We start from the raw sequence: 24138 nt of genomic DNA, 5'->3' as shown, positions 1-24138 counted from the left end.
ACTATACCTTTGCTTTTTTAATGGCTTGATTTAAATCATCAAGTAAATCTTGTGCATATTCAATACCAACAGAAAGGCGGATAAGATGTTCGCTTATACCCATACGCTCACGCACATCTTTGGGGATTGAAGCATGAGTCATAGATGCAGGGTGGCAAAGCAAGGATTCTACACCTCCTAAACTTTCGGCTAAAACGATTGTTTGCGTGGATTTAAAAAAGATTCTATAATCATAATTTTTTTTGAGTTCAAAACTTAGCATTCCTCCACCGCTACGAGCCTGTGAGTTTTGTATTTGATAGCCTTCATCACTTTTAAGTCCGGGATAATATACCTTTTCAACCCCACTATGCTCGCTAAGTGCTTGTGCTAAAAAGAGAGCATTTTCACAATGGCGCTGGAGACGCACCCCGAGTGTTTTCATACCGCGAATAAGCAAAAAGCTATCAAAAGGTGCTAACACTCCCCCAATACTATTTTGTAAAAAGCCGATACGTTCTGCAAGTGCAGAATCATTTACAACTACGAGTCCTGCTATAAGGTCGCTATGTCCTCCAAGATATTTTGTTGCTGAATGCATCACGATATCAATGCCAAGCTCTAAAGGTTTTTGTAAATAAGGCGTCATAAAGGTATTATCTACAATGCTTAAAATACCTTTTTTTTTCGCAAGTATAGCAACCTGCTCTAAAGGCGTAACACTTAGAAGCGGATTTGCTGGAGTTTCAATAAGCACAGCTTTGACTTCAGGCGTAATAGCAGATTCTAATGCTTTCAAATCACGTGTATCAACAATTTTATAGCTAATATTAAAATGTGAAAAAACTTTATCTAAGATTCTAAAAGTGCCACCATAGACATTATTTGAAATGATAATGCAATCTCCACTTTGAAAGAGACTTAAAATCGTGCCAATAGCTGCCATACCCGAAGCAAAAGCGAAGCCAAATTTTCCACCCTCACATTGGGCAATAAGGCTCTCAATGCCATCTCGCGTTGGATTCTTAGTGCGTGAGTATTCATATCCTAAATGTTCTCCGAGCGCACTTTGGGCATAGGTAGAAGTTTGATAGATAGGGATATTAACTGCACCTGTTCGTGGGTCTGTGGTTGCTCCCCCGTGTATCAGCAATGTATCAAGCGTGCTTTTCATACAATATCCTTTATTTACAAATATATTTGACTTGAATTTTTGCTGTGATTTCTTGCTCTTTGGGTGAGGGCAGTTCCCAGCTTACATCAGAAGAAGCACTCATATTGCTTACTTTAGCAAATTCGCGTGGTGCGAGAGTATTATTAATAGCATCAGCACTTACAAGGGTGCATTTCTTATCAAGAATCTTGGAATATTCTTGCGCACTTTCTTTAGCAAGCTTAAGCGCGCCACCAAAGGTTTTATCTTGAGCTTCTTGCCAAGCTTGAGGAGTAGCAATGATATTAACATTAGGAGCAAGGAAGCTAAGATATTTATTTTTATTGATTTTTTTATCAATATCAGCAATAAAGGCATCATAATCTTTTTTTTGCTTACTTGGCACATCGCATTCAAGACTAAAGCTAAGTGTGTAGCCAACGGTATCACGTGCTGCTCCATCTTTATATTGAATATTTGGACGTAAATCGTGATTGCCGCCTTCACAGAATCCTTTTCGCTTACTAAGCGTAATAATGTCATTGAGCGTATTGGCAATATCTTTTTTGGTTGCAGATTCTATCTCACCACCTTTACGCAAAGTATCACTTTCTGTAATGCGAATACTTGCTTTATAAGCATTAGGCATAATATTTTGTGAAAATGAGACATTTTTATACAAACAAAGTGCATCTTTGGGGCATTCATTGGTGTTAAATGCGTTTTTTTCATCACTGCACGCACTTATCATAAGGGTAAATCCTACAATCCCTAATATTGAGGCAAAAGATAAAGCTTTCATAATCACTCCTTGTATAAAATAAGTGTGGATTATAGCTATTTTGGGTAACTTGTTAGTAATCTAGCATACCATCTTGGGGCAAAATTAAATGAATATCTTTGGGGAGGTAACCTAAGAGTTTATCAAGAAATATACTATTGCCTAGCATATCGCCAAGCAAGAGAACATTATCAATAGCAAGATTTGTTTTGGTATCACGCACGAGGGTAGCAAGAAATTCACTTAGAGAATCAAGCACGCCATAAGCAAGAATCTCATCTTCCATATCTGCGCATTTAAAGCTTATGCAAGAGCGGACAATACGATTGTAATCAAGTGAAATTGTATTATCTTTGCGTAAAAGTTTATAATCAATGCGCGGTCCTCTTTCGCGAACAAAACGATAGGCACGATAAAAAAGTGCATTTTTATCAGTTGGAGTGTCATAAGTGGAGCTAAAGCCAAGTATAAATGAAATAACACCAAATATATCAGTAAGATTATGTGAAAGCTGTGATGTTTCGGGCAAGGCAAAGATACGTTTTAAAAGCTGTGGAGAATGTGCCCCAAAGCTTTTAATGAGTTCATCTCCGTTTTCATACGATTGAATAATGTTTTGGAGTATAAGATGAGGATTACATTCAAAGGCAATATCAAGAAGGATTTTTGATTTTTGATCTTTAATAAGAAATGCGCTTGGGTGAGTTGTGCTAAGGTAGATGATGAGATGAGATTGAGGGAGGGAATCTTCAGAGGGTGTAGAAATATCAGTTTGTGTATATGTGTGAAGATGTGCGTTAATGAGAGATTCTAAAGTATATTGCTGTGCAATATGTGTATCAATGAGTATGCCATTATGCGAGATAGTGAGAGTTTGTGCATTGAATGCTTGAGAATGGCAAAAATCAAAAGGCGCTGGATAAGTGTGTTGCATATCATAAGAGAGAAAAAAGTATCCGATATCATCTTGCAAAAGTAATGCACTAATGAGGGCTAGAGGCATATCATAGGGAAGTCCAATTAATACTAAGCCACACTCATCAATAGGGAAGTGTTCTTGGAATACTTCCTTTGGCACAAGATGTGTAAGAGGTTTTTCAAAACTTGCAAGCGTATCAATATGGGCTTGATGTGTGCGAAAGTAAGTTTTAATTGAGGCAATATCACAAAGTATAGTTGTGTGTGTATGGGGAGTGGGAGAAAGAGAGAGAATCTGCAAGCCTCGTTGTGTGCAAAAAGGCACACTTTGTTTTTCCTTAAGCATATTTACAATGTGTATAAAATATGTTTTATCTGGAGAAATAAGCGGTTTGTGTGCATAGGAATTAGGCGGATTAAGAAGTGCGAACATATCACTTGAGGGATTAAGAATCTCTTTTGTCTCTAAGGCGGTATAATAATATGTTTTGGGTGTATGAAATTGTGTGAGAATAGTGTGCGAATCTTGAAATGAATTTTGTATATGCAGAGGTAATTCAGGGAATGCGTGAGGAAGAGATTGGCGAAGAGATTCTTTGCAAAGAGTTGTATAAAATGGTGTTGGTGGCGCGATTGTATGTAATTCGCGAAAGCAAAAATACAATGAGAGTGGGAGTTCAAGTGAAATCTCATTGGCAAATTGTAAAATAAGTTGGGCGTAGGCTTTGCTTTCGTATGGACAATCAAACAAAGAAGGAATAGGCTGATTTGGACAAATTTGCGTATAAGATTCTCTTAAGGCTGGTATGTTGGGGATTAAACAATGTGTATGTTCTGCGTATGTATAAAAAAATGCTTCTAAGTTAAGGACTTGAGCTTTTGAAGCAAGGAGAAAGAGAAAAAAGCTTTCATCTTGATTTTTATTATAGAATCTAAAATCATAAATCATTCATAGCCTCTAAAAGAACCATTAGCGACTTCTTGTAAATCTCTATTGTCAACTTTTTGTGCGTGGATACCATTTTCTTCTAAAAATTCTAGAGCAAGCTTTTCCATAATCTTTGCACCTTCTTTTACAGGTTGCGAGAGAGTAAAAGCTGTATCTTCGCCAATGACTTCAGGAATGATGCCAATAATTTTAACAGGGGGTAAATCACCATTAATTGCGGTAAGACGTAATGTTTGAAGCATCTCTACTTCGTGTGCGCTTCCTGCCCAAGTGATAATATTTGGCACATTATCAAAATCAAAATAATATACCTCACCAATGTTGGCATTATTGACATCTACGCAATCAAGAATAAGAACCTTATCATAAGAAGTAATCAGGGGAATGAGCATAGAAGCAAGTGTGCCACCATCGACAAACTCTACCTCATTTTCCCCGCTAAAGCGATAATTGAGTTTAAGAAAGTTGGCTAAATGCACCCCAATACCCTCATCACCAAAGAGGATATTACCAATGCCAAGCACTAAAATTTTCATACAAGCCTTAAACTTTTACTTCATCAGTGTAGCGTATACCGCTTACAATAGCATCTACACCACCATTTGGGTATTTAATTGAATTCCATACTGCAAAATAAATATGCACTGGAATAAAGATGATAATCGCCCAAGTAAAAATATGATGCAGATTCCGCACACTTGATAATCCTCCACAAAGCACCTCTACCCATTTAAAGCAAAATTCTAAAATTGCTCCAAGTCCATTATTATAAACATTATAATAAAGCACAACTCCCGTGAGAGATATAAGGAATACGAGTATGCCAAGGCATAAATAGGTTACAAATTGTATAGGATTGTAAGTTCCATCAATATGAGGGTGATTGCCTATAAACATATAGGTTTTAATTTGGGCTATCCATATTTTAGGTTGTAGCGCTTGGTTAAGCGAGATTCTTTCAGGCAAAGATTTTTTGTCAAAGAAAAAAAGATAGATTCTAAAAAATGAGATGGCAATAAGCACAAAACCCATAATCAAATGCACGCTTCTGATATAACCTTGCAAGTAAGAAGTGCTTACCGCACCCATACTTTGTTCAATAACAACTTGCCCTTGTATACTTCCTTGCAAAGTAGCTTGTGTCGTATCGGGATTTGACATAATAAAAGGATAAGCGATATAGAATCCTGTAGCAATGAGCGTAAAGATACATAGTGCTCTTAGCCAGTGAAATATGCGCGTGAGCCCAGAAAACTCTTCGTGCATATGAAGCTCTTTTTTAAACATTTCAATTTTATTTGTATTCATATCGCCTCCTTTATCGTAGTCTTGCAAATGATGGCTCTACCTTATATTGACTTAGTTCATTGCCTTTTGTGTCCATAACATGCACTGCGCAGGCAATACACGGGTCAAATGAATGAATATGACGAATAATCTCTAGCGGTTGAGTAATATCTTTGACTTGTGTGCCAATAAGGCTCATTTCATAGGGTCCTTTTTTACCATTAGCATCACGTGGTCCTGCATTCCAAGTTGAAGGCACAACAGCTTGATAGTTTTCAATAACACCATTTTTTATACGCACCCAGTGGCTAAGCATTCCTCGAGGCACATTACCGATAAAGCGTCCTTTGTATTCTTTGTTTTTATCAATACTATAAGGTGCACAAGTATTTTTATCTCCAGAGGCAATATTGGCAACAAGTGCATTGAAAGCTTTTATGCCGTGGTCTGCGACAACTTTACATTCAATAGCACGTGCTGCAGTTCTACCAAGAGTGCTAAAAAGAGCTTCTTTAGGTAAGCCCGTAACGCTAAGAAGTTCATTTACAATATCAACAATAGCTTTGTTTCCACTTGCATAACCTACTAGCACACTTGCAAGCGGTCCAACTTCCATAGGTTCGCCATCATAACGAGGAGATTTAATCCACGAATATTTGCCATTTTCGTCAATAACTTTAGAATCTATAAGCTTACCATCAGGTCCAATAGTTTGGGCGTCTTTAAAGCCTGTGTATTGAGGATTTGTTTTGCCATCATAGGGGTGGAGTGGCTGATTATCCTCATACCACGAATGTATAGCTTCTTCTGTGATTTTGCTCTCATCAATAGGATATACTTTACTTAAATCACCATCTTTTATGATTCCACTACTAAAAAGCCACTCTTCAGGTCCTACTTGCATTTCTTGGAAGCTGATAAAGTTTTTAACTCCACAACCTTTTAATACAGAATCTTCATTTTTGTAAGCTTCGGCTGCCATAATAATATCTGCCCAATATGCGCGATTGATAAATTCAGTAACTTCTTTATACTTAGTAAGCCATTCGCCTAAACGGCTTGGGTCTAAAATATCCATAACAGAAGTTACGCCACCTACAGTGAGACTTTGTGGATGTGGATTTTTTGCACCAAAAATTGCCATCATTTGTGCAATGACACGTTGCACTTCAAGGAGTTTAAGATAATGCGAGAGAACAATGAGATTTTGCTCTGGAGTAAAGTGATAAGTTTTGTGTCCCCAATACGCATTAGCAAATGGTCCAAGCGCACCTTGTTTAACAAAAGTGCTTACTTTTTCTTGCACAGCTTTGAGTTCATTTTCACCAGTGCAGATAGGATTTGGGCTATATTTGAAAGCAAGTTTTGCAGCAGCAGCGCAATCAGCTTTTAATGCAGAAGTAATATCACACCAATCAAGTCCGTGCAAGGTATAAAAATGCACAGCGTGGTCGTGTAAAAAAAGAGAAATATTCATTAAAGTGCGTGTAAGGATAGCATTGAGTGGAGGCTTAATCCCTAGCGCATTTTCTACAGCAGTAATTCCTGCTTTGTAATGGGAATAAGTACATACACCGCAGATTCTTTGAACGATAAAACCTGCATCACGTGGATCGCGATTTTTAACGATTGTCTCTAAACCACGCCATAATGTTGAAGTTGAGAACGCATCTTGTATCACATTATTTTCATCAACAATAACCTCAATTCGTAAGTGCCCTTCAATTCTTGTAATTGGATCTACAATAATACGTTTTGTCATATTCTACCCCTTATTTTGCATTTTGTGTTGAACTAATAATTGCGTGTGCGGCAATACCTATGGCTGCAGCCCCAAGCACTACAGCACCGATTGTATCTGCCGTTTTGTCTGCGCCCATTCCATTAAAACTTGTTGCATAAAGACGATTGCCTATAGGCTCTTCAAATGGGTTCATTGTATCCCAAAAGTGAGGCTCACTACAACCTATACAGCCGTGTCCTGCTTGAATAGGCCAACTTGTATGTTGGTTAAATCTTAATTTTGAGCAATTGTTAAAAGTATAAGGTCCTTTACAGCCTACTTTGTAAAGGCAGTAGCCTTTTTGTGCATTTTCATCGCCAAAATGTTGAACGAATTGTCCTGCATCAAAACGTCCTCGACGTTCGCATAAATCGTGGATTCTTAGTCCATAAGCCCAAGTTGGACGATTATATGCATCAAGTGAAGGAAGTGAGCCAAAAAGGATAAAATGCAACACATTTCCTACAATGTTTTTTTCACTTGGCGGACAACCAGGCACATTAATGACACTGCGGTTAGTAATTTCGCTAAGAGGCACAGCATTTGTTGGGTTAGGATGTGCAGCTTGGACACCGCCAAAGCTTGAACAAGTGCCAATGGCAAAAATTGCTTTTGCGCCTTTTGCTGCGTGTCGTGCTTCTTCTGCACCTGTGCGAGCGTGTCCTCCGATAGTGAGATAAAACTCACTACTGCCTTTGGGGATACCGCCTTCTACCATTAAAATATATTGCCCAGCATATTTTTCGATGGCATTTTCAAGATTATGTTCGGCTTGCCAACCTGAAGCAGCCATAACGGTTTCGTGGTATTCAAGGCTTATATAATCAAAGATTAAAGAATCTATGCTCGGCGCATCACTGCGAAGTAAGCTTTCACTGCAACCTGTGCATTCTGCCATATGTAACCATACCACAGGGAGACGATTAGCAACTTCTGCAGCTTTAGCAGTGAGCGGGGCAAAAGTTGCGGGTAAGGCTAATGCAGCTGTCATCATTCCTGACCATTTCATAAAATCACGGCGAGAGAATCCTTTAGATTCTAATTCTTGTAATAAGTCTTTTTCTGCATTATGAGCAGGAAGCTTGGAGAGCTCATCAAGCCTTTGGGAAGCCTTTTTAAACAACTCTTGGTATGCATCTTGTGTTTTCATAAAAACCCTTTCCTTATGATTTTTGTTGTTAAGCAATAGTATTTTACATTAAATTTGAGATTTTGTTTATAATTGTTTATAAAATGCTTTGATTGTTTTATTTCAAATTACTAAAAGTAGCCAAACTCTAATTTTAAAAATCTTGATGTTTTATTTTGCTTTTTGAAATATTTTTAAAAAATAAAGCAAAATTATAAATTTTATTGTTCAGTAAATTTTTTATTGAATAAAGCAGTGTATAATATTTTGGATTTTAAATACTACTATGACTTTAAGTTGCCTTTAGGAAAAGGTTATATTTTGGGGGAGTAGCAGATTTAAAATATATCTTAAAATGACAACAAAGGAGTTTGTTATGGCTAAATATAAAGAATTAACTAATGATAACTTTGATACAGAGGCTTTAAGTGGCGTAGCATTGGTGGATTTTTGGGCACCTTGGTGCAATCCTTGCAAGATGCTTTCTCCAGTAATAGATAAACTTGCAGATGAATATGAAGGTAAAGCAAAAATTTGCAAAGTTAATGTTGATGAGCAAGGAGAGTTATCAAAACGATTTGGTATTAGAAATATTCCTACAATCTTATTTATGAAAGATGGGGAAATTAAAGACCAAGTTACAGGCGCAATGCCAGAGCAAGTTATTCGACAAAAGCTTGATTCGATTCTTTAGAATCTTTAGAGACTTCGCTTTAAGCGGAGTTTCAAGATAAGCAATACATATAGTTTTATATGCTAAAATATTTTAAAACATTCCCTCGACTTTATCTTAATTATCACCTCCTTATTCTCTTAAGTAGCGCTTTTATTGTTTTTTGTCTTAATCATTTTTTTAATACTACTTTTAATACTACTGCGCACCAAGTGGGTTTTGATTATCTTGTATGGCTAAATGGTGTAATACATATTTTGATTTTGGCTTTAGCTTTTGAGATAATAAGTCTGCGTTTAAGTGTGAAATATGTAATAGGTATAGTGCTATTATTGTGTAGTGTGTGCGGATTCTATATGGATTCTTTGGGTGTTGCATTTGATGAGGATATTATCCAAAGCATATTTGAAACACATATAGACGAGGCTTTTGATTTAATGAGTTTCGGACTTATTAAATATGTTTTATTATTTGGCGTATTTCCTATTATTTTGCTTACCTTTATTAAACTCAAAAAAAAGCCTTTTGTTCGCGCATTTACCCAAAAAATTGTATTTATTATAATATTAAGTATGCTTATTGGGGGAAGTTATGGATTATGGGGCAAGGACATTGTTTTTGTGTTTAAAGCGCAAAAGAAACTTGAGAAGATACTCAATCCTATTGCACCTATTCGTTCTTTATTTCTTTATATCCAACATTTACAGGAAAAGCAAAGTTTTGTTCCTACTCTTATCGCCAAAGATGCAACTTTAGCTAAAGAGATACCACCACAGATTGTTGTATTTGTTATTGGTGAGAGTGCAAGAAGTGCAAATTTTGCTCTTAATGGCTATGTAAAGCCTACAAATCCTTATACAAACACACTTAATATAATAAGTTTTAAAGAATTTTATTCCTGTGGCGTAATTACAGCTATTTCTGTGCCTTGTATGCTGACAAATTACACCCAAGAGACTTATACGAATCGGAATCTTTCTTTATATATCAATAATATCCTTGATATAGCTCAAAGTGTAGGATATGAAGTGTGGTATTTGGGCAATAATGGTGGTAAATGCGTGGGGGGCTGTGATAGAAATATTAAGCACACTATAATTTATCCAACTGATAGCCTTGATAGCGTTATGCTTCCCGATATAAAAAACATTATTGCAAATGCGCATAAGATGAGGCAAAATACCTTTATTGTCGTGCATCAATATGGAAGCCACGGAGCATCTTATAATAAGCGCTATCCGCCAGATTGGACGCGATTTACCCCTGTGTGTGAGGAAAAGGAGCTTTCAAAATGCACCTATGAGGAGATTATAAATGCTTATGATAATTCGCTTGTATATAGCGATTGGATATTGGCTCAAATGATAGAGAATCTCCAAAAGATAGATGATATGCGCTCTATGCTATGGTATGTAAGTGATCACGGAGAGAGTTTGGGGGAACTAGGGCAATATATGCACGGAGGGCTAGGTTATAATCTTGCTCCAAAGTATCAAAAGCATATTCCTTCAATTATGTGGTTTAGCACAGGGTGGGAAAATGCTCCTGCTAAAGCGCGGGAGCGTATAAATCATCATTTAAGCCACGATTATGTGTTTCATACATTGTTGCATATACTTGGTATTCACACGCAAGATTATCAGCAAGCCCTTGATATAATGCCCTAACGCCCCTCTTCTATTTGAAGTATCTCTGTGCCTTTGAGGAGCTTATCAATATCCTTGCTCTTAGGGGCAATGCCTTGTTTTCCATTGTATTTAGTCATTACATCATCATAAGTTTTTCTCATTGTATCAATATTGCGTCCAAGTTGCTCTAGCACATTTTCAAATTTTTCAATACGTTCAAAAAGTTTTTTAATTTCATTAAATATCTTGTTGATATTTTTATCGCGGTATTCAATCTGCCATAAATTATGAATAATTTTTAGCACTGCCATAATCGTAGTAGGGGAGACAAGCACCACACCTTTTTGGTATGCTCTATCATAAAGCGTAGAATCATACTGCATTGCTTCTAAAAATGCTCCCTCAATAGGAATAAACATCAGCACAAAATCAAGCTTTTGGCCTTGCAAATATTGATGATAATTTTTGGCACTCAAATTGTTAAAATGCATTTGTATGGAGTGTGCTAATTCTTTTTGCGCACTTAATTTTTGCATTTCATTTTGAGCATTGCATAATTTTTCGTATGCTACAAGCGAAGTTTTAGAATCCACAATCACGCATCTCTGCTCATTACCACTTTTGGGTAATTTAACAATCGCATCAGGGCGGAGTATTTGTGATTGTTCATCACGCATACTTATTTGTAGCTCATATTCTCGTCCCTCTTGCAAACCACTATTTTCAAATACGCGTTGCAAGATGATTTCACCCCAATTTCCTTGTGCCTTATTCCCACCTTTGAGAGCATTTGTGAGATTATGTGCGTCATTTGAAAGCTGCACATTGAGTTTGCTTAATTGCTCAATTTGTGTTTGTAGGGCAGTGTGTTGTGTAAGCGTAGCGGTATGATTATCGTTTAATTGCTTTGTGAATCTTGTGATTTCTTCTCGCAAAGGTTGGAGTGAGAGGAGTTGCATTTGATTAAAGCTTTGGGTATTTTGACGCAAAATATCTGCACTTATGGCTTTAAAGGCATTTTTTAGCTCTTCTTTGTTTTTATCTTGTTCCTCTTGTGTGTGATAAAATTGCTCTTTAAGTGTGTGAATCATATGTTCAGAGCGTGTTTTTTCCTCTAATAATCGTGCTTCACATACTTTTTGCATATCGTTAAGTCGCTGGGTATGAGAAGATTCTATCATTTGGAGCGTAGTTGTGGCTTGAGCGTATTCAAGGCTAAGTGTTTGAATGTGCTTTTCAAGATTTTGGATTTGTATTTGTAGAGATTGTGTAGTAGCATTATGAGTAGCGATAAGTTGAGATTGCTTTTTTTTAAAGCGATGATGAAGCCATAACCATATACTGCCACCACTCAAAACAAAACTTGCACATATAATAAGAAGTAGGGTAGAGATATGAAGTAACATTTAAGAATCCTCACGCACAAAATCGCCACTTTTACCACCGCTTTTTGATTGCAGAGCAATATCACTTATAACCATAGACTTATCAATGGCTTTAAGCATATCATAGATTGTTAAAAGCCCGATACTCACACCCGTGAGCGCTTCCATTTCTACACCTGTTTTACCCTCACATTTGACTAAAACACCAAGTGTGATAGAGTGTTCAGCGGGATTTGGGGTTATATCCACATTGATTTTATTTATCATAAGCGGGTGGCACATAGGGATAATTTCACTTGTTTTTTTACTCCCCATAATAGCGGCAATAATCGCTGTTTGTGTAATAGGACCTTTTTTTCCTGTGTGATTTATAGCAGATTCAAAAGCTTGCTCGCTCATTGAGATAACACCGCTTGCATAAGCCTCACGTGTAGTGATATGTTTATCGCTCACATCAACCATTGTTGGATTGTTTTGTTTATTGAGATGTGTAAGCTGCATACTATTCCTTAAAAATAAAGTTTATAGAATCTAAATATAGCATTATATCAATTTTGGCTTATATCGCTTACACAATTTAATACTATATTTAATATATTAAATACTATTTTAATTTTGATATAAATTAAAATAGTATAGTATTACAAAAAAAAAAAAAATAACCAAGTATTGTATTAATTCAAGGTTTGGTGAAATTGACTTTAAGGAGACACAATGAAAACACTAGAAGAAATTAAGGCTATGGATAGAAAGCAAAGAAATGCTCTTCAAGAAGAGTTATTTGCACTCGTTTTAACAAATGATATAGAAAGGGTAAAGGCATTTTTACAAGAATATCCCTTACAAGAGAGTTTTTATGAGGCAAATATTAAAGACGGCACATACAAGCTTTTTTTATTTCAAGTAGAATATGTCCTTGCCGAAGCAGCAATGGCGTATGAGAAATATAAAGACCCTGCAATGATAGAGTTTTTACAAGAATGGGGCTTAAGGATTGATTACCACCATAATGGATATGGAAGGAATGCCTTGACATCATACATTGAAGAAGGTGGCGAGGATGAAGTAGTCATCAAGTATCTTTTAGATAAGGGCTTAACTTGTGAGAAAAGAGGAGATGATGGTTATGGCCGGACTTGTATGCATTGGTGGGCTAGGCGTAATTATTATGAGACTCTTAAGATAGCCATTACCAAAGCAGGAGCAAATGTAGATGTGTTAGACAGACTTGGAGAAACACCTTTGTTTCATTCAGTAGAAGAATCTTCAAACTACAAAGCTACTCAGATTCTAATAGAGCTTGGGGCAAATGTGAATTATTATGACGGATCTTACACTCCCTTAGATGCAGCACAAGGAGCTAAAAATAAAAAGCTTCTCAAAGACGCAGGGGCTAAGAGTGCTAGGAGTTTTCGCAAGATTGAAAAGGAGGCGCATTTGGCATTTGGAGTGGATCTTGATGAACCAGATAAAGAGGCTTATCACGCGGCGTTGGATAAATTAACAGACGAACAACGCGAAGAAATAAATAAACTCGTCAATCAAGGAATTGCTGAGATGATGAGCAAGCAAAAGGCTAAGTAATGGCTAAGGTAACTCTTAATTTTAGTGATGTGAAGTTTCATATCAAAGAATTTCAAAAGGTTTAGTGTAAGGATTAAATCTATACATTGGCTTCCTTCAATTTTATGGGCTTAACTTTTTAATCCAATAAAGAAGCTTTATTGATAGAATCCACATACTTAAAACCTATTCATACTCTTTCTCCAAGCTTTCCAAATATTCTTTTACAGGGTCACATGCTAACCATTCATCTTCACTCATTTTATCTTCAAAATCTGCATATCCATATGCGGCAGGGTCATCATAAAGCTCCATATCCCTTGTTTCTATGATAGAGTCTAGTCTATCAGATGCACTACATTCTATACCACTCTCATCAGGATTTAAAGATTTTAAAGTATTTAAAATCTCAAAAGCTTTTGCATATTTTTTTTCATATTTTTCTTTATTAAATTTCCCTCTTTTGCCATGATTAAAGTAAGTGAGATGATAAAGTGCCTTATCAAGTGCTACAGCTAGAAAACTGCATCCCTCATATTCTTCACAGTCGTCATAATCTTCTATCACTTCAATAGGTTCATTAATATTTGCTCCCGCTTTAATTGCTTTATGGAAGTTATCCACATTTGAACGAAGAATTGCTTTTAAAAGCTTTTCATTTGCACTGCTTTGTTTTGTAGGAATAGGAATGTTAAGCTTTACTTTTTTTCTATCAGCAATAAATTCTTTATTTTTCACTTTAGAGAGATCCCAAGTATCAAGATTTTGATTAAATGATTTAGCATAAGAAAACATAAATTTCATATTTTCAACGCTTTTTATATCCCATTTAGCTAATGGTTGATTAAATGATAAAGTTTCATAAAACATACCATACATATTTCTAACATTAGATACATTCCAGCTTTCTAAAGGCTGATTAAATTTTTTAGCCTTATCAAACATTTCACTCATATTTGTAACATTGCTTGTATCCCATTTATCTAATGGCTGATTAAATACATCTGTTTCACCAAACATATTTCTCATATTTGCAACATTAGAAACATTCCAGCTTTCTAAAGGCTGATTAAATTTTTTAGCTTTGTAAAACATGTCACTCATATTTGTAACATTGCTTGTGTCCCATTTATCTAATGGCTGGTTAAATACATCTGTTTCACCAAACATACCGCCCATATCTCTAACATTGGATACATTCCAGCTTTCTAAAGGTTGGTTAAAAGACCGGGCATAATAAAACATTTTACTCATATTTGTAACATTGATTGTGTCCCATTTATCTAGGGGTTGGTTAAAAGACTGAGCTCCATAAAACATACCACTCATATTTCTAACATTAGATACATTCCAGCTTTCTAAAGGCTGATTAAATTTTTTAGCCTTATCAAACATTTCACTCATATTTGTAACATTGCTTGTATCCCATTTATCTAATGGCTGATTAAATACATCTGTTTCACCAAACATATTTCTCATATTTGCAACATTAGAAACATTCCAGCTTTCTAAAGGCTGATTAAATTTTTTAGCTTTGTAAAACATGTCACTCATATTTGTAACATTGCTTGTGTCCCATTTATCTAATGGCTGGTTAAATACATCTGTTTCACCAAACATACCGCCCATATCTCTAACATTGGATACATTCCAGCTTTCTAAAGGTTGGTTAAAAGACCGGGCATAATAAAACATTTTACTCATATTTGTAACATTGATTGTGTCCCATTTATCTAGGGGTTGGTTAAAAGACTGAGCTCCATAAAACATACCACTCATATTTCTAACATTAGATACATTCCAGTTTTCTAAAGGCTCATTAAATGATAAAGCTTTATGAAACATTTCACTCATATTTGTAACATTGCTTGTGTCCCATTTATCTAAGGGTTGGTTGAAAGACTGGGCTCTATAAAACATATCACTCATATTTCTAACATTGGATACATTCCAAGATTCTAATGGTTGATTAAAAGACCGGGCATAATAAAACATTTCACTCATATTTGTAACATTGCTTGTATCCCATTTATCTAAGGGTTGGTTAAAAAACTGGGCTTCGTAAAACATACCTTTCATACTGCTAACATTACTCATATCCCACTTGTTTAATGGATGGTTAAAGTTTTTAGCATTGTAAAACATATAGTTTGTATTAGTAACTTTACTCATATCCCAATCTTCTATTCCGCTAAAATCTTTCCTTTCACTATCAGAAAAAACAAAACTCATATCTGTAATTAGGCTTATATCAATATCTTTTAAATTTATACTTTCATCTTTTACTAAAGCCTTTAACTCATCTCTTTTGTTTGGCTTGTATTTATCGCCGCTTTTTATTTTTTCTAAATCTTTTTTGGTATAGAGATAATAAATTGGATTTAATTTTTCAAGATATTCGTCGCTTACTTCTATAAAAATCTTCCAAAGAGGTTCATTATGGATTGTATCATAGTAGATTGCATTTTGTTGAAATATGATTTCGTTTTGTCTTTTGTTTTTACCTATTTTTTCACTTTCTTCACATATAGAATTTTTACAATTTTTTGCTTTTTCTTCGCTTTCTAAAAGCTCTACAAGAGTTTTTCCACCTGCTTTTTGAATGATTTTGCTTATGCTTTGGCTTTCACTCATTTCTAGTGGCGTTTCTCCCCACTTATTGATAGCATTAACATCAGCTCCTGCATTAATGAGTGCTTTTATAGTGCTTAATTGTTTATCAAAAACCGCAATATGTAATGCTGTTTCATCACAAAATATGTCTGTTCTGTATTTATCAACCCTTTCATTGATGTCTTTTATCTTACCACTCTCTATGACTACTTGTGCAAAACTACTATCAGTATTTACTGCATAGTGTAATAAATTCATTCCTTCAATATTTTTTATATTAGGGTCAGCTCCAATCTCTAAAAGAAAGCGTAAAAGCTCAAGCTGCTTAGGTTTTTGCTTTTTGTCTTGATATTTATAATCAGAAACGAGATCAAAAACAAGTGGTTCAAATTCGTGGTCGTATGACATTTTATAATAAAATAAAGTATTTATATTTGCACCCTTATCCACTAAAAGCAAAATAACTTTTTTTATTTCTTCTAATTGGTTTTTTTTACTTATACACAAAAGATAAAGCAGGATATTTAAATATTTTTTATCGTGAATAAATTGCAAAATAAACTCATAATATTCATAAGAAAAATATACAGGATGAAGGAATATGAATTGTGCCATTGTCAGCCTATCTCTCCAATGCAGGTTTTTTACACTTTTAGCTTCTAAAGGTTCTAATAGATATATCCTTTCCATATCCTCATTTTTTACATATTCCTGCCATTCTTTAAAAAACTCATCTTCTGCAGTATGCTTAATTTTACTATCAAAAAACCATTTAAGCATAGTGTTTTCTTGAATTTCCTCATAAGTTACTATCTTTTCTTGTGTGTTTTGCATTTGCTCTCCTTAAAGATATTTTTAGAATCTTTAATCATTGATTCCATAAATTTTGATATAAAACATTGTATTCTAACAAAAAAAAAAAAAATAAGTTTAGGTTATGAAATAAGTTTTTTTGTTCGGTATTGAAGTAACATTTTTTAATTAAATTTGCATTTACTATTTAAATAATTTATGTTTTAGGGCGGAAAATGTGGATATTAGCAGTATTAGCGTGGATATAGCCTCCCTCAATTAAATCAATGCAATAAGGCACAGCAGGAAATACGGCTTCTAAGCATTCTCTAATGCTTTTAGGCTTACCCGGCAGATTGATAATAAGACTTTTTCCGCGAATCCCCGCACTTTGACGAGAAAGAATCGCTGTTGGGACATATTTGAGGCTTACACTCCGCATAAGCTCCCCAAAGCCGGGCAGCATTTTTTCACACACATTTTGTGTCGCTTCTGGGGTTACATCTCTTTTGGCTGGTCCTGTGCCACCTGTGGTAACGATTAAATCACAACCTTTTTTATCGCTTAAAAGCTTGAGGTTTTTTTCTATTAACTCTTGCTCATCGCTAATGATGTGATAGTGATATTCACAAGGATTTAAAATAAACTCATTTAAAACCTCTTGTATTGCTTTGCCTGAAATATCCTCATATACACCTTGAGAGGCTCTATCACTTGAAACCAAAATGCCTATTTTGATAGTGTGCATATTTTGCATTATGCTCCTTTAAATGAAGTAGATTTGGGATAAGCATTGATAAATGCTGCAATTTGCCCCACATCGTTGAGATTAAAAATAGGCAAATTAGAGGGGAGAATATGGGTGTTTTTGACACTCTCATCAATAGCAAAAGCATTTGCATAAGGAATATATGAAGATTCTATATGCTCTCTTGCTATCACAATGCGTGGAAAAGGCAAAGTTTTAAGCCCTTCAATAAATATATAATCATAGCTTTTAAATTGCTTTAATACTCTAAATAGAGCATTAGATTCTATTTCTTGCGTGTTTTGAGAATTTTCATTATGCTTTATTTGTAAAATCGTGCGAGTAGGGGAGAGCAGGGCTACTGCACTAGAGCGTTGAAAAAACTCATAAGAATCTTTGCCTTGTGTATCAAAAATTGCCTTATCTTTTGGGTCGTGCTTAATCACAGCAACCTTTGCCTTTGGCTTTAAATATTCACAGAGTTTGCAAATAAGTGTCGTTTTGCCACTATTACTTTTTCCACTAAAGGCAAAGATAATGGGCGTGTGCGTGAGTTTAGAATGATGTGTCATTTTGACTACCTAAAATACCGCTACCTTGCAAAGGTTTGCTGCGTTCTTTGGCATAGATTCTTTGATGATTGATAACATCATATTTCCAAATAGGTGCATTTGCTTTAAAATCCTCTATAAAGTCTTCATATATACCAAGCACACCTTTGCGTTGTGCGGAAATAATGCCACACATATAAGAGCTTTGTCCGCATAGCACATCGCCTACGCTGTGAGCCATACAAATATATGTATCAAAATGATTCTGCGCTTTTTGTTGCCATTTATCAAACCATTTGCGTAAAAGCGGCTCATATATATCAAAACTCAATGCGCTTATGTTATTTTCTGCACGCACGATACCCGTAAAAATACTCAATGCTCCAGCATTTTTGCTTTGGGCGAGATTCTCCCATTTGGTATAAATCTCACAAGTAGGCAATGCTCCTTTATAAAGATTGAGCATCAGCCACCGCATACAGGAGGAAGAAGTGCCACTTTATCGCCATAAGAAAGAGGATAGGAGAGGTCTTCAATAATTTCATCATTGACTGCCACAGCACTAATATCAAGCCACGAACGCAATGTCTCGTCTTGGTTGAGAATCTCTTTGAGCTCATAAAGTGTGCGTGCTTCTAATTCGCGCGAGGGAATATCGCTCATTGGACCTAAAAAATCAACTCTAATCATCTCTCTCTCCTTTTTTAGATTCTAAAAAGCATAGCAAAGCTAAAGTTAAAACTGATTTAAGAGCATTATTTGGATAGATTCTCCTGCTTGTAAGTTACTGCCATTTTCTGCAAGAAGTGCGAGGGCAGTATTATGTGTGAGATTATTAATCATTGAACTTTGCAAGGATTTTTTAGTGCTAAATTTAACTCCAAGTGTGCCATTATCATTTATAAGCTCACAGGCACGAAATTCCATACGAGAATCTGTGCGATATACATCTTCAAGGAGCTTTGCTTGAAGTGTTATGGGTTTATAGATGTTATTTTGTAATCGTGCAAGAATGAAGGAGCCAAAAAGTAGAAAAGTTATTGCACACGAATTTGGGAATCCGGGCAACCCAAGCACAAAAGTTGTTTTATTAGCATTACAAAATATACCGCAAGTTACAGGTTTGCCCGGCTTTAGTCGCACACCTTTAAATTGTATTTGTGTAAGTTCTTTTATTACTTCTTGGGTGTAATCGTAATCCCCCATACTCATACCTCCAGCACTAAGAAGCACATCACATTCTTTAAGCGCTTGTTCATAAGTAGCTTTAATCAGCGCTTTATCATCTTTAAGAATAGGATAGATAATAGGCTCTTGATTCATTTCTAAAAGTAAAGATTCTAAAAGATGAGTGTTTACACTTCGGACCATATTTGTATGCTCACTCATTGCACCTACTTCAACAATCTCATCACCTACACATATCACGCCTACACGCACTTTTTGATAGACTTGAATAAAATTACAATTCAGTTCAGCGAGCAAACCAATTTCAAAAGCACCGATTTTATCGCCTTTACGCAACAAGATTTCACCTTTTTTATAATTATCACCCACTTGCCGAATCCATTGAGATTTACACACTTGTTCTTTAGGCACATTGAGGAAGATTCTATTATTTTTAAGTGTGATATGCTCTACAATGATAAGTGTATCGGCATTTATAGGCATTAAAGAGCCGGTAAAAGTTTTGATTGCATAGCCTTTTTCAAGAGTTGGACGTGTAGGATTCCCTGCTTTATTTGGTGGGAGGATTTTTAAACCTTGAGAGAGGAGCAGGGGCAAGTCTTCAAAAATGATTGCATAGCCGTCCATTGCTGCAGTAGGATAAGCAGGATAATCCTGCGGTGCGCATATATCTTGTGCGCAGATTCTATGAAGTGCATTTTTGAAATGCACTTGTTGTGTGCCAAGGGGTTTAATGGGGAGGTTTTGCAAAATTTCTAATGCTTCCTCATAGCTTATGAGTGTGGGATAAGCTGCCATATTTCTCCTTTTAAATTTCAATCCTTGCCCTACGCATTAGAGCAAGTGCCCAAGCTTTTGTTTTTTGACTTCCAAATATGCTTGATTATGGGGATTGCTTGGCGTGATAATGCTATGACGCACAACTTTTGCATAAGGTGCTAATGCGTCTATTTTACGCGGATTATTTGTAAGAAGATTGATGTGTGTAATATGAAAATGTTTAAAAATTTCTCCCACAATTTCGTAACTACGCATATCACCTGCAAATCCGAGTTGTTGATTTGCCTCCACTGTGTCATAGCCTTTATCTTGCAGGGCATAAGCATTAATTTTATTAAATAATCCAATACCACGTCCTTCTTGACGCAAATAAATAAGCATTCCACCTTCGGTATTGTGCGCAATTTGTTCCATTGCTAAGGCAAGTTCATTACCACAATCACATTTTTTTGAACCAAAAACATCGCCTGTGAGACATTCAGAGTGAATCCTTACAAGAGGAGTTTCTCCAAGTGTATGTGTAAAAACTACAAGATGTTCAAAAAGAGTGTTATTTTTCCCATATTCACGAAAACTTTTAGTAAAAAAGTTACCAAAACGCGTAGGAAGTTTGGCTTGTTCTGATATTTCATATTTCATTATCTTTCCTTTTGATAATATAGCAGAGAGTTTTTGTGAAGCACATTGTAAAATAATTTGTTAAATCTTAATTTATTTTATTAATTTTTATTAATTAATAATTATTATCTATTAATTATTTTTAGCTAATCTCATTACTCAATACAAATTTTATATATAAGGAGATACGATGTCAAAGAAATTTACGACAGCAACAGGCACACCATTAGGTGATAATCAAAACTCAATTACAGCAGGCAAAAAGGGACCTACACTTTTACAAGATACTTGGCTTTTAGAAAAACTTGCACATTTTGATAGAGAGAGAATCCCAGAGAGAGTGGTGCACGCTAAAGGAAGTGCAGCATATGGTGAATTAACAATTACAAATGATATTACTCAATACACAAAAGCAGAACTTTTTAACAAAGTGGGCAAAAAAACAAAAGCATTTTTGCGTTTTTCTGTGGTGGCAGGTGAGCGAGGAGCAGCAGATGCAGAGCGTGATGTGCGTGGTTTTGCACTCAAGCTTTATACAAATGAAGGAAATTGGGATATTGTAGGTAATAACACACCTGTGTTTTTTATTAAAGATGCGATTAAATTCCCTGATTTTATTCATACACAAAAACGAGACCCCAAAACAAATATGAAAAGCCCTACGGCAATGTGGGATTTTTGGAGTTTGCACCCAGAATCCTTACATCAAGTAACGATTTTAATGAGCGATAGGGGTATTCCACGAAGTTACCGAGAAATGCACGGATTTGGTAGCCACACATATAGCTTTATCAATGCCAAAAACGAGCGCTTTTGGGTGAAATTCCATTTTGTTTGTTTGCAAGGTATTCATAACCTTACTAATAAAGAATCAGAGGCAGTTATCGCCAAAGATAGAGAATCTCATCAAAAAGATTTGTTTGAAAATATTGAAAAGGGTAATTTCCCTAAATGGCGATTCTGTATCCAAGTAATGAGCGAAAAAGAGGCGGAAAACTATCGTTTTAATCCTTTTGATTTAACAAAAGTATGGAGTCATAAAGATTATCCGCTTATTGAAGTGGGGATTTTAGAACTCAATAAGAATCCAGAGAATTATTTTGCAGAAGTAGAACAAGCAGCTTTTAATCCTGCAAATATCGTGCCCGGAGTAGGATATAGCCCCGATAAAGTATTGCAAGGGCGGCTTTTTAGTTATGGAGATACACAAAGATACCGCTTAGGCATTAATCACACTCAACTTCCTGTAAATGCACCTATTGTGCCTGTGAATAATACGCATCGTGATGGTTTTATGCAGCAAGGTCAGTTTGGCGATAGACGCAATTATGAGCCAAGTTATTTTAATGATTATGTTGAAGATAAAAACGCACTTGAACCACCACTTTTTGTGCAAGAGGGTGATGTAATGTATAAATATGACCATCGCGAATATGAAGATGATTATTTTGTGCAAGCAGGAGATTTGTATCGCTTGATGACTGCAGAGCAAAAAGAAGCATTATGTCAAAATATTAAAGAATCAATGGAAGGTGTGCCAGATGAAATTAAAAAACGTCAGCTTGAGCACTTTAAAAAAGCAGATAAAGCGTATGGCAAGAGAGTGGCAGAGCTTTTGGGGTTATAAGTGAAATTTACGCCAGAGGAAGAGCATAAACTTGAAGAGCTATGTCAATATGCTTTTGAATGTGCAAGAAATAATGATGTAGATTCTTTAGAGATAATGCTTAATGCGGGATTGAATGTGAATCTTGCTAATCATCAAGGCAATACGCTCCTTATGTTAGCCGCATATCATAATAACCTTGAAGCAGCAAGAATACTCCTTGAAAGAGGCGCTTTGGTTGATAAGAAAAATGATAAGAATCAAACGCCTCTTGCAGGTGTATGTTTTAAAGGTTATGATGAAATGGCGCGATTGCTTCTTGCCTTTGGGGCAAATCCTAATGAAAATAATGGTATGGGGCTAACACCCATTACTTGCGCGTGTCTTTTTAGGCGAAAAAATATTCTTCGCCTCTTGCTTAAATATTCTCAAAACAAACTCACTTTTATGCAAAAAATCAGTCTTTTTTTCTTAGGCATTAAGAAATTCCATTTTTAAATTTATTGCACTGCATTGATGCTCTCTTGATTATGCTTGTTTTTGAATACGCCAATAACATATATAGCCTACTAAACATAGTATTACAAAGCCGAGTGTATATAATCCTGCTTGTTTGACTATATTTTTAAGCTCTATTTCTTGCGTGGTTGGAGTAGTGGAAGTAAAAGCGTGGATTATAGAATCTACACTCATATCTGTGCCAAACCATACACCTGCATAATATCCAATGAGTGTGAGGATAATAACCCAAATCCCAGCACCAAGAGATGTATAAAGACAAAATTTTACAAGATTCATTCTTGCAAGTCCTGCAGGAAGAGAGATGTATTGTCTTATAATTGTAATAAGTCTTCCTACAAATGTGCTCATTGGTCCGTGTTTAATAAAAAAAGCCTCCATTTTTTGCATTGTAGATTCTGTAAAAAATACATATTTTCCATAGCGGATAAGAAAATCTCTTCCAAATTTGAGTGCAATGTAATAATTAAATAACGCACCTGCAAGAGAACCAGCAATGCCACAAATCACAGCAATAATAGCATTCATTTCACCTTTAAAAACTAAATATCCAGCGGGTATCATTACTACTTCAGAGGGGAAGGGAAAAAAACTTGATTCTAAAAACATCATTATAAAAATCCCTATATAGCCTAAATTACCTACAATTTCTACAATACTATTGATAATATTTCCAAGTAGCGCTCCCAAACTTTTACTCCATTAAGTCAATAAATTTATTTTATAAATATCTCGTCATTATTTTAGTTTGATATAATGCCATACTTTTTTAATTAATTTAGAATCTATAGAAGTGAAAGTATAAGACATAGATTAAACACAAGGGGAAAAAGAGGTATGAAAGAGTTATTTGAAGGGGCAATCAAGTTTCGTGAGGAAGACTTTAATGAGCATAAAGAGCTTTATGAAAGTCTTAAAAAAAGACAAGAGCCTCATACATTGCTTATTACTTGCACAGATTCTCGTGTTGTGCCAAATCTTATCACAAATTCTTTACCTGGAGATTTGTTTGTCATACGCAATATGGGAAATATTGTCCCACCCTATCTTGGAAGCGATAAAGGCATACGTGGAGGATATTTAGCAACGACTTCGGGTATTGAATATGCGCTGAGTATTTTGGGCATTAAAAATGTTATTATTTGTGGGCATAGTGATTGTGGTGCGTGTTCTGCTATTTATGAACCACCAGAGGAGCTAGAAAAAGCGCCTTATGTCAAAAAATGGATTGAACTTTTAGAGCCGGTTAAACAAAAAGTTGATGCACTTAAACCCGGCTCAAAGGCAAAGCGTAGGTGGCTTATGGAGCAGGTTAATATTGAACATCAGCTTGAGAATCTAATGACTTATCCTTTTGTGGAAGAGCGTTTTGATAGAGGAGAGCTTAATATTTATGGGTGGTATTATATTATTGAAACAGGAGAGATTCTTAATTATAATATGATACAACGCGAATTTAAGCCAATTAATAAAATTAAATCATAAAGGAGAGAAA

Annotated in this window: 23 protein-coding genes; 6 read left to right on the top strand and 17 right to left on the bottom strand. The window is 35.5% G+C overall.

What is annotated here, in order from left to right; genetic code table 11:
- Position 1: 1 nt before the first annotated feature.
- Genes HH_RS00330 through HH_RS00300 form a run of 7 tightly spaced genes read right to left on the bottom strand, consistent with a single transcriptional unit; the run spans position 2 to position 8000 of the window.
- Positions 2-1153, bottom strand: coding sequence for a trans-sulfuration enzyme family protein (locus tag HH_RS00330; RefSeq protein WP_011114905.1), 1152 nt, complete (start codon positions 1151-1153; stop codon positions 2-4).
- Positions 1154-1163: 10 nt separating this feature from the next.
- Positions 1164-1934 (bottom strand): SIMPL domain-containing protein, encoded by a 771-nt coding sequence (locus HH_RS00325; RefSeq protein ID WP_011114904.1) that lies wholly within the window; start codon positions 1932-1934, stop codon positions 1164-1166.
- Positions 1935-1986: 52 nt separating this feature from the next.
- The gene (locus HH_RS00320) at positions 1987-3780 is read right to left on the bottom strand and encodes a hypothetical protein (protein WP_011114903.1); all 1794 of its coding nucleotides are present in this window, start codon (positions 3778-3780) and stop codon (positions 1987-1989) included.
- A complete protein-coding gene (locus HH_RS00315) occupies positions 3777-4316 on the bottom strand; it encodes a HyaD/HybD family hydrogenase maturation endopeptidase (RefSeq protein ID WP_011114902.1) in 540 nt (179 codons plus the stop codon). Before HH_RS00315 ends, HH_RS00320 begins: the two co-directional genes overlap by 4 nt.
- Positions 4317-4323: 7 nt before the next feature.
- On the bottom strand, positions 4324-5088 hold the full coding sequence (gene cybH / locus HH_RS00310; protein WP_011114901.1) for a Ni/Fe-hydrogenase, b-type cytochrome subunit: 765 nt from the start codon (positions 5086-5088) through the stop codon (positions 4324-4326).
- A 10-nt stretch (positions 5089-5098) separates the two neighbouring features.
- A complete protein-coding gene (locus HH_RS00305; protein WP_011114900.1) occupies positions 5099-6829 on the bottom strand; it encodes a nickel-dependent hydrogenase large subunit in 1731 nt (576 codons plus the stop codon).
- A gap of 10 nt (positions 6830-6839) precedes the next feature.
- Positions 6840-8000 (bottom strand): hydrogenase small subunit, encoded by a 1161-nt coding sequence (locus HH_RS00300; protein ID WP_011114899.1) that lies wholly within the window; start codon positions 7998-8000, stop codon positions 6840-6842.
- 355 nt (positions 8001-8355) lie between these two features.
- Here HH_RS00300 and trxA point away from each other — a divergent pair, with 355 nt between their 5' ends.
- Entirely contained in the window at positions 8356-8673 is a 318-nt protein-coding gene (gene trxA / locus HH_RS00295; RefSeq protein ID WP_011114898.1) for a thioredoxin, read from the top strand.
- Positions 8674-8732: 59 nt separating this feature from the next.
- Positions 8733-10319, top strand: coding sequence for a phosphoethanolamine transferase (locus HH_RS00290; RefSeq protein WP_011114897.1), 1587 nt, complete (start codon positions 8733-8735; stop codon positions 10317-10319).
- Here the strand turns inward: HH_RS00290 and rmuC are convergent.
- Together rmuC and moaC are read right to left on the bottom strand one after the other, a co-directional pair.
- Positions 10316-11686, bottom strand: a complete 1371-nt coding sequence (gene rmuC / locus HH_RS00285; protein ID WP_011114896.1) for a DNA recombination protein RmuC — start codon at positions 11684-11686, stop codon at positions 10316-10318. The two genes, HH_RS00290 and rmuC, sit on opposite strands and share 4 nt — an antisense overlap.
- Complete coding sequence (gene moaC, locus HH_RS00280; protein ID WP_011114895.1) at positions 11687-12166, bottom strand: cyclic pyranopterin monophosphate synthase MoaC; 480 nt, start codon at positions 12164-12166, stop codon at positions 11687-11689.
- A gap of 213 nt (positions 12167-12379) precedes the next feature.
- On the opposite strand from moaC, the gene HH_RS09085 reads away from it, so the two are divergent.
- A complete protein-coding gene (locus HH_RS09085; protein ID WP_011114894.1) occupies positions 12380-13249 on the top strand; it encodes an ankyrin repeat domain-containing protein in 870 nt (289 codons plus the stop codon).
- 165 nt (positions 13250-13414) lie between these two features.
- Here the strand turns inward: HH_RS09085 and HH_RS09605 are convergent, their stop codons facing one another.
- The 7 genes from HH_RS09605 to ribA all read right to left on the bottom strand — a co-directional run bounded on the left by HH_RS09605 (position 13415) and on the right by ribA (position 20539).
- The gene (locus tag HH_RS09605; RefSeq protein ID WP_011114893.1) at positions 13415-16675 is read right to left on the bottom strand and encodes a BspA family leucine-rich repeat surface protein; all 3261 of its coding nucleotides are present in this window, start codon (positions 16673-16675) and stop codon (positions 13415-13417) included.
- 175 nt (positions 16676-16850) lie between these two features.
- Positions 16851-17381 carry a molybdopterin adenylyltransferase gene (gene mog / locus HH_RS00265; RefSeq protein WP_034365739.1) on the bottom strand — a complete coding sequence of 177 codons (531 nt, stop codon included), beginning with the start codon at positions 17379-17381 and terminating at the stop codon, positions 16851-16853.
- Positions 17382-17389: 8 nt separating this feature from the next.
- Complete coding sequence (gene mobB / locus HH_RS00260; RefSeq protein ID WP_011114891.1) at positions 17390-17953, bottom strand: molybdopterin-guanine dinucleotide biosynthesis protein B; 564 nt, start codon at positions 17951-17953, stop codon at positions 17390-17392.
- Positions 17937-18398 carry a molybdopterin synthase catalytic subunit gene (locus tag HH_RS00255; RefSeq protein ID WP_034365728.1) on the bottom strand — a complete coding sequence of 154 codons (462 nt, stop codon included), beginning with the start codon at positions 18396-18398 and terminating at the stop codon, positions 17937-17939. The genes mobB and HH_RS00255 overlap by 17 nt, the downstream gene beginning before the upstream one ends.
- Entirely contained in the window at positions 18398-18622 is a 225-nt protein-coding gene (locus HH_RS00250) for a MoaD/ThiS family protein (RefSeq protein WP_011114889.1), read from the bottom strand. Before HH_RS00250 ends, HH_RS00255 begins: the two co-directional genes overlap by 1 nt.
- A 45-nt stretch (positions 18623-18667) precedes the next feature.
- Positions 18668-19918, bottom strand: a complete 1251-nt coding sequence (locus tag HH_RS00245) for a molybdopterin molybdotransferase MoeA (protein ID WP_011114888.1) — start codon at positions 19916-19918, stop codon at positions 18668-18670.
- A gap of 36 nt (positions 19919-19954) precedes the next feature.
- Positions 19955-20539 carry a GTP cyclohydrolase II gene (ribA, locus tag HH_RS00240; protein ID WP_011114887.1) on the bottom strand — a complete coding sequence of 195 codons (585 nt, stop codon included), beginning with the start codon at positions 20537-20539 and terminating at the stop codon, positions 19955-19957.
- Between the two features lie 169 nt (positions 20540-20708).
- On the opposite strand from ribA, the gene HH_RS00235 reads away from it, so the two are divergent.
- Positions 20709-22145, top strand: a complete 1437-nt coding sequence (locus HH_RS00235; RefSeq protein ID WP_011114886.1) for a catalase — start codon at positions 20709-20711, stop codon at positions 22143-22145.
- Complete coding sequence (locus HH_RS00230; RefSeq protein WP_011114885.1) at positions 22146-22622, top strand: ankyrin repeat domain-containing protein; 477 nt, start codon at positions 22146-22148, stop codon at positions 22620-22622. It abuts the gene before it with no gap.
- Between the two features lie 30 nt (positions 22623-22652).
- Here HH_RS00230 and HH_RS00225 read toward each other — a convergent pair whose 3' ends face one another.
- Positions 22653-23333, bottom strand: coding sequence for a DedA family protein (locus tag HH_RS00225; RefSeq protein WP_011114884.1), 681 nt, complete (start codon positions 23331-23333; stop codon positions 22653-22655).
- Between the two features lie 147 nt (positions 23334-23480).
- Here HH_RS00225 and HH_RS00220 point away from each other — a divergent pair, with 147 nt between their 5' ends.
- Positions 23481-24128 (top strand): carbonic anhydrase, encoded by a 648-nt coding sequence (locus HH_RS00220; RefSeq protein WP_011114883.1) that lies wholly within the window; start codon positions 23481-23483, stop codon positions 24126-24128.
- The last annotated feature ends 10 nt before the right edge of the window (positions 24129-24138 follow it).

Source organism: Helicobacter hepaticus ATCC 51449 (genome assembly GCF_000007905.1).
Taxonomy (GTDB): domain Bacteria; phylum Campylobacterota; class Campylobacteria; order Campylobacterales; family Helicobacteraceae; genus Helicobacter_C; species Helicobacter_C hepaticus.
Note: the sequence above shows the minus strand (reverse complement) of the source record. Positions and strands in the feature narration are given on the sequence as shown.

Excerpts from the sequence above, each read along its gene's own strand:
- HH_RS00320 (WP_011114903.1), bottom strand. The coding sequence starts at position 3,780 with ATGATTTATGATTTTAGATTCTATAATAAAAATCAAGATGAAAGCTTT.
- HH_RS00290 (WP_011114897.1), top strand. The coding sequence starts at position 8,733 with ATGCTAAAATATTTTAAAACATTCCCTCGACTTTATCTTAATTATCAC.
- HH_RS00315 (WP_011114902.1), bottom strand. The coding sequence starts at position 4,316 with ATGAAAATTTTAGTGCTTGGCATTGGTAATATCCTCTTTGGTGATGAG.
- mobB (WP_011114891.1), bottom strand. The coding sequence starts at position 17,953 with ATGACACATCATTCTAAACTCACGCACACGCCCATTATCTTTGCCTTT.
- HH_RS09085 (WP_011114894.1), top strand. The coding sequence starts at position 12,380 with ATGAAAACACTAGAAGAAATTAAGGCTATGGATAGAAAGCAAAGAAAT.
- HH_RS00235 (WP_011114886.1), top strand. The coding sequence starts at position 20,709 with ATGTCAAAGAAATTTACGACAGCAACAGGCACACCATTAGGTGATAAT.
- HH_RS00245 (WP_011114888.1), bottom strand. The coding sequence starts at position 19,918 with ATGGCAGCTTATCCCACACTCATAAGCTATGAGGAAGCATTAGAAATT.
- HH_RS00300 (WP_011114899.1), bottom strand. The coding sequence starts at position 8,000 with ATGAAAACACAAGATGCATACCAAGAGTTGTTTAAAAAGGCTTCCCAA.
- ribA (WP_011114887.1), bottom strand. The coding sequence starts at position 20,539 with ATGAAATATGAAATATCAGAACAAGCCAAACTTCCTACGCGTTTTGGT.
- HH_RS00305 (WP_011114900.1), bottom strand. The coding sequence starts at position 6,829 with ATGACAAAACGTATTATTGTAGATCCAATTACAAGAATTGAAGGGCAC.
- trxA (WP_011114898.1), top strand. The coding sequence starts at position 8,356 with ATGGCTAAATATAAAGAATTAACTAATGATAACTTTGATACAGAGGCT.
- HH_RS00220 (WP_011114883.1), top strand. The coding sequence starts at position 23,481 with ATGAAAGAGTTATTTGAAGGGGCAATCAAGTTTCGTGAGGAAGACTTT.
- cybH (WP_011114901.1), bottom strand. The coding sequence starts at position 5,088 with ATGAATACAAATAAAATTGAAATGTTTAAAAAAGAGCTTCATATGCAC.
- HH_RS00330 (WP_011114905.1), bottom strand. The coding sequence starts at position 1,153 with ATGAAAAGCACGCTTGATACATTGCTGATACACGGGGGAGCAACCACA.
- rmuC (WP_011114896.1), bottom strand. The coding sequence starts at position 11,686 with ATGTTACTTCATATCTCTACCCTACTTCTTATTATATGTGCAAGTTTT.
- moaC (WP_011114895.1), bottom strand. The coding sequence starts at position 12,166 with ATGCAGCTTACACATCTCAATAAACAAAACAATCCAACAATGGTTGAT.
- HH_RS09605 (WP_011114893.1), bottom strand. The coding sequence starts at position 16,675 with ATGCAAAACACACAAGAAAAGATAGTAACTTATGAGGAAATTCAAGAA.
- HH_RS00255 (WP_034365728.1), bottom strand. The coding sequence starts at position 18,398 with ATGCTCAATCTTTATAAAGGAGCATTGCCTACTTGTGAGATTTATACC.
- mog (WP_034365739.1), bottom strand. The coding sequence starts at position 17,381 with ATGCACACTATCAAAATAGGCATTTTGGTTTCAAGTGATAGAGCCTCT.
- HH_RS00325 (WP_011114904.1), bottom strand. The coding sequence starts at position 1,934 with ATGAAAGCTTTATCTTTTGCCTCAATATTAGGGATTGTAGGATTTACC.
- HH_RS00250 (WP_011114889.1), bottom strand. The coding sequence starts at position 18,622 with ATGATTAGAGTTGATTTTTTAGGTCCAATGAGCGATATTCCCTCGCGC.